This window comes from Cellulomonas biazotea (assembly GCF_004306155.1).
Lineage (GTDB): Bacteria > Actinomycetota > Actinomycetes > Actinomycetales > Cellulomonadaceae > Cellulomonas > Cellulomonas biazotea.
The window spans coordinates 1-5006 of the sequence record NZ_BIMR01000163.1; the positions used below are offsets into that span (position 1 = coordinate 1).

General features: G+C 76.1%; 4 protein-coding genes. All 4 read right to left on the reverse strand.

Annotated features, from left to right (window positions below; all coding sequences use genetic code 11):
- Window positions 1–158: 158 nt before the first annotated feature.
- A complete protein-coding gene (locus tag CBZ_RS11165; RefSeq protein ID WP_130781620.1) occupies window positions 159–1277 on the reverse strand; it encodes an LLM class flavin-dependent oxidoreductase in 1119 nt (372 codons plus the stop codon).
- 11 nt (window positions 1278–1288) lie between these two features.
- Window positions 1289–2398, reverse strand: a complete 1110-nt coding sequence (locus CBZ_RS11170; protein ID WP_130781621.1) for an LLM class flavin-dependent oxidoreductase — start codon at window positions 2396–2398, stop codon at window positions 1289–1291.
- 68 nt (window positions 2399–2466) lie between these two features.
- Window positions 2467–3681, reverse strand: a complete 1215-nt coding sequence (locus tag CBZ_RS11175) for an LLM class flavin-dependent oxidoreductase (protein WP_130781622.1) — start codon at window positions 3679–3681, stop codon at window positions 2467–2469.
- A gap of 42 nt (window positions 3682–3723) precedes the next feature.
- Complete coding sequence (locus tag CBZ_RS11180) at window positions 3724–4893, reverse strand: FAD-dependent oxidoreductase (protein WP_130781623.1); 1170 nt, start codon at window positions 4891–4893, stop codon at window positions 3724–3726.
- Window positions 4894–5006 lie beyond the last annotated feature (113 nt).

Consider the following 5006-nt stretch of genomic DNA (forward strand, 5'->3'; position numbering starts at 1 on the left):
GGCCGCGTCAGCAGCCCGGGGCCGTGTCGCACGGGCCCACGCCGACGGCCCCGAGGCCCGTGGAGCGCGGAAGGCGAGGCGGCGGGGGTGGCCGTGCGACCCGGCGGGCCGCCGCGTCGGGTCCCCCGACGGCGACGGGACGGCCCGCCGGGTGGTCGTCAGGCCGGCTGCGGCAGCGCGGCGGCGGTCGTGAACCCGGCCGCGCGACGCTCGTCGACGGAGGTCCACAGCGTCGTGCCGACCTCGGCCTGGACGAGCGGGATCACCTCCTGCGCGAACCGGCGCAGCACGTCCTCCTGCCGCGACGGCTCGAGCAGGTGGTTCACCGACACGGACTGCAGGTCGTGCCCGTAGGTCGTGTGGTAGTCGAGGATCTTCTCCGCGACCCGCTCGGGCGACCCGACGAGCGCCGGTCCACGCTCGACGGCCTCGTCGATCGTGCGGAAGCTCGTGACCTTCCCGACGGCGGCGGGGTCGTGGCGGCGCGCGTCCTGGGCCCGGACCAGCCCTTCGTACAAGGGCCGGTACTGCTCGACGGCCTCCTCGGTGGTGTCGGCGAGGAACAGCCCGCCGGACCCCGAACCGACGTACGCGTACTGCGGGTCGTGGCCGTGCGCGGCGTACTGCTCGCGGTAGTGGTCGAGGAGCACCTGGTAGTTCTCCCGGGGCTGCAGCGCGTTGGCGGTGACGATCGGGTCGCCCCAGCGCGCGGCGAGCTCGACCGCGAACCGCGAGGTCGCGGAGCCGTGCCAGATCCGGAACGGCCCGGCGAACGGCCGCGGCAGGGTCGTCGCGCGCTCGAGCGACGGGCGGTGCCGGCCCTCCCACGACACGTCCTCGCCGGACAGCAGGAGCCGCAGGAGCTCGTAGTTCTCCTGCAGGTACTCGTACTGCTTCGCGATGTCGAGACCGAGCAGCGGGTACTGCAGGACCTCGTTGCCCTTGCCGACGACGATCTCCAGCCGCCCGCGGGAGAGCTGGTCGACGGTCGCGAGGTCCTCGGCGACGCGCACCGGGTCGAGCAGGGACAGCACGGTGACACCGGTGGACAGCAGGATGCGGGACGTGCGGGCGGCGACGGCACCGAGGATGACGGTCGGCGCGGACGACAGGACGTCCCCCGCGTGCCGCTCCCCCACGGCGAACGAGTCGAACCCGAGATCCTCGGCGAGCACCGCGTGCTCGATGACGCGCTGGAGCCGGTCGGACGGCGGGACGGCCTCGCCGGTGACGGGGTGCGGCGGGTTGAAGACGATGTCGAGCAGCTGGAAGCGCACGGGGGCCTCTCTCAGGCGGCCTGGGCCGCGGCGGCGTCGCGCTCGGCGACACCCTCGCGGACGAGCGGGATGACGTAGCGACCGAAGTCGGCGGCGTCGTGGAGCAGGTCGTAGCCGCGCGCGGAGATCACGCGGACGCCCAGGTCGTAGTACGCGAGCAGCGCCTGCGCGACCGTCTCGGGGGTTCCGACGAGCGCGTTCGAGTTCCCGGCGCCGCCGGTCGCCTTCGCGGTCGCGGTCCACAGCGCGGTGTCGAACCGCTCGCCCTGCGCGGCGATCTCGAGGAGCCGCTGCGACCCGGCGTTCTGCGGGGCGTCGATCGAGTGGCGACGGCTGAGCGTGCCGCCGAGCGCCGCCTTGCGCGCCTCGATGCGTCCGAGGATCGCGTGCGCCTTCTCCCAGGCGAGCTCCTCGGTCGGCGCGACGATCGGCCGGAACGCGGCGTGGATCCGCGGCGGCGTCGTGCGACCGGCGGCGGCGGCCTCGCGGTGGATGCGGGCGATCTGCTCGGCCGTGCGGTCCAGGGGCTCGCCCCACACCGCGAAGATGTCGGCCTCCGCGGCGCCGACCCGGTAGGCGGCATCGGACGACCCGCCGAACGAGATCGTCGGCGTCCGCCCCTCGTAGGGGGTGACGTCGAGGACGAAGTCCCGGAACTCGTAGAACTCGCCGGAGTGGTCGAACGCCTCACGGCTCGCCCACGCCTTCTTGACGACCTGGATGTACTCGCGGGTCCGCGCGTAGCGCTCGTCCTTCGTCAGGGTGTCGCCCTCGCGCTGCTGCTCGTGGTCGTTGCCGCCGGTGATGAAGTGCACCGACAGCCGGCCCTGCGAGAGCTGGTCGAGCGTCGCGAACGACTTCGCCGCGAACGTCGGGTACGACACGTTGGGGCGGTGCGCGAGCAGCAGCTCGATGCTCTCGGTGCGCGCCGCGACGTGCGCGAGCAGCGCCGACGGCTCGGGGCCGGACGAGCCGTACGCGAACAGCACGCGCGTCCAGCCGTGCTCCTCGTGGGTGCGGACGATCCGCTCGAGGTACTGGCGGTCGAACGGCGCGGTCGTGCGCTCGGACGTCTCGGAGGCGTCGTTGGTGGCGGCGATGCCGAGGAACTCGACGGGCACGGGTCTCTCCTGGGGTGGCGGGGCGGGCGGGGTGAGGGGTGGCCGCCGGTGCGTGCGGCGGCCCGGGGTCAGCGGGCGGCGACGGGCTCGCGCGCGTCGGTCGCGACGGGCACGTCCGCGCCGGCGTCCTCGCCCCACGCCTGCGCGAGCAGCGTGAACGAGCGCTCGCGGTCGGCGGGGGCGAAGGCCTCGGTGGTGACGAGCAGCTCGTCGGCGCCGGTCACGCGCTGCAGCGCCTCGAGCCGCTCGACGACGGTCGCGGGCGAGCCGACGAACCGGGTGTCGACGCGGTCGCGCACGAGGTCGCGCTGGGCGTCGGGGCGCTGGTCCCACGGCGTGGTCGTGCCGGGCGCGGGGTACGCGGCGGCGCCGCCTCCGGCGCGGATCGACAGGACCCACTCGACGAAGCCGTCGGCGAGCTCGGCGGCGCGCGCGTCGGTCTCGGCGACGAGGACGTCGGCGGACACGACGACGTACGGCTCCGCGAGCACCCCGGGCCGGAACGCCTCGCGGTACGACGCGACGGTCTCCAGGGCGGTCGACGGGCTCACGTGGTAGTTCGCGGCGAGCGGCAGCCCGAGCTCGCCGGCGACGCGCGCGCTCTCGCCGCCGCTCGACGCGAGCACCCACAGGTCGAGGTCGGCGCCCTGCACGGGCGGGCTCGGGTGGTGCTGCCCGTCGACGTCGTGGAACGTCCCGGCGCGCAGGCCGAGCACGAGCTCGAGCTCGGACCGGAAGTCGCCCGCGGTGCGCTGCGCGCCGATGACGCGCACGTGGGACAGGAACCGCTCGCGCAGCGCCGAGTCGTTGCGGTCCACGGGCGGCGACGCGGGCACGTGCAGGCCGTCGACGTCACGGGCGGGCTGCGGGTCGCGGCGCACCGGCAGGACCGGCGCGGGCGCGTCCGCCGTGGTGGTGGGCGGCGGGGTGAACGAGCGTCCGAGCCCGAGGTCGACGCGCCCGGGGTGCAGCGCGGCGATCGCCCCGAACTGCTCGGCGGCGACGAGCGGGCTCGTCGTGGACAGCAGGACGGCACCCGACCCGACCTTGATGCGGCGCGTGCGGTCCGCGGCGAGCGCGGCGAGCACCGCGGGCGACGCCGACGCGACACCGGGTGCCAGGTGGTGCTCGGCGAACCAGAACCGCCGGTAGCCGAGCGTGTCGGCGAGCACCGCGAGGTCGAGGCTCTCGCGGATCGCGTCCTGGCCGGTGGTGCCCTCGGCGACGATCGCGAGGTCGAGCACCGACAGCGGGACGCGGCGGGCGGGGGTGGTGGGGCTCATCGGGGGTCCTGTCGTCGGTGGTGCGGGTCGGTCGTGGGGCCGTCAGGCGCGGGCGGGGTGGCCGAGGCGGTGCAGCGCGAACCGCGCGGCGGCGGCGCGCGACGGCCCGTCCGGGTCCTCGGTGGCGAGGTCGGCCAGGACGCGGCCGACGGCGGGCCCGAACTTGAAGCCGTGCCCCGAGAACCCGGCGGCGACGACCACGCGCCCGCGCCGGTCGAGCACGAAGTCGTGGTCGGGGGTCGTGGTGTAGGTGCAGGACACGGGCACGAGGTCGTCGGGGTCGGCGCCCGGCACCCAGGTGCGCACGTAGTCGCGGAGCTGCGCGAGCTGCCCGGGCTCGGGCTGGTAGGTGCGGTGGTCGGGGTCGGTGCGCGGGCCGACGCCGTGGAAGCCGATCTTCAGCCCCTCGACGGGGTCGACGAGCCCGTACGTGCCGCTCGGCCAGCCGGCCAGGTCGGCGGGCTGGTGCGTGAACACCGGCCAGCTCTCGGGCGTGGGGGCGTCGGCGCGCAGCGCGAAGTGCGCGGGCTGCTCCTGCGTGACGACGAGCGCGGGCAGGCCCGCGGCGACCGCGTGCGCGTCGGGGGCGTCCGCGCCGGTCAGCAGCCGGTGGGTCCAGGCGCCGACCGCGACGACGACGGACCGGGCGACGACCTCGTCGGTCGCGGTCCGCACGACGACCCCGCCGGGCACGTCGACGAGCGCGGTGACCTGCGCGCCGTGCTCGACGGCCGCGCCGTGCCGCCGGGCGGCCCGCTGCAGGGCCTCGACGGCCCGGTCGGCGTGCAGGCGGCCCGCGGTGCGGCTCTCGTGCAGGACGGGCAGCGTGAACCGCAGCCCGGGCCACCGCTCGGCGGCCTCCGCGGGGTCGACGGTGCGCGCGGGCACGCCGCGGGCGTGCAGGGCGTCGGTGACGTCGCGCAGGTCGGGGCCGTGGCTGATCCCGTCGGTGTGCTTGAGCACCGGGGGCACGTCCGCCTCGTCGGCGACGGCCGACCACAGGGGCAGCGCCTCCTGCGCGAGGTCGAGGTAGTCGGCCTGCGCGTAGGTCGTGCGGTAGATGCGACCGCTGCCGTGCGACGCGCCGTGGGCGTGGCCGGGCGCGAACCGCTCGAGGAGCAGCACGTCCCGGCCCTGCCGGGCGAGCTGCCACGCGGCGGCGGACCCCATGACGCCGCCGCCGACGACGACGTGGTCCACGGCTCGGCTCATCGGTCTGCTCCTTGGGTCGGTGCGCCCGGGTTGGGCGTGGTCGTGGGGTCGAGCCCGCGCGGGAGCGGGCGGGAGGGGCGGGACCGGTCGGGCGCGCGCGGCCCGACCGGTCC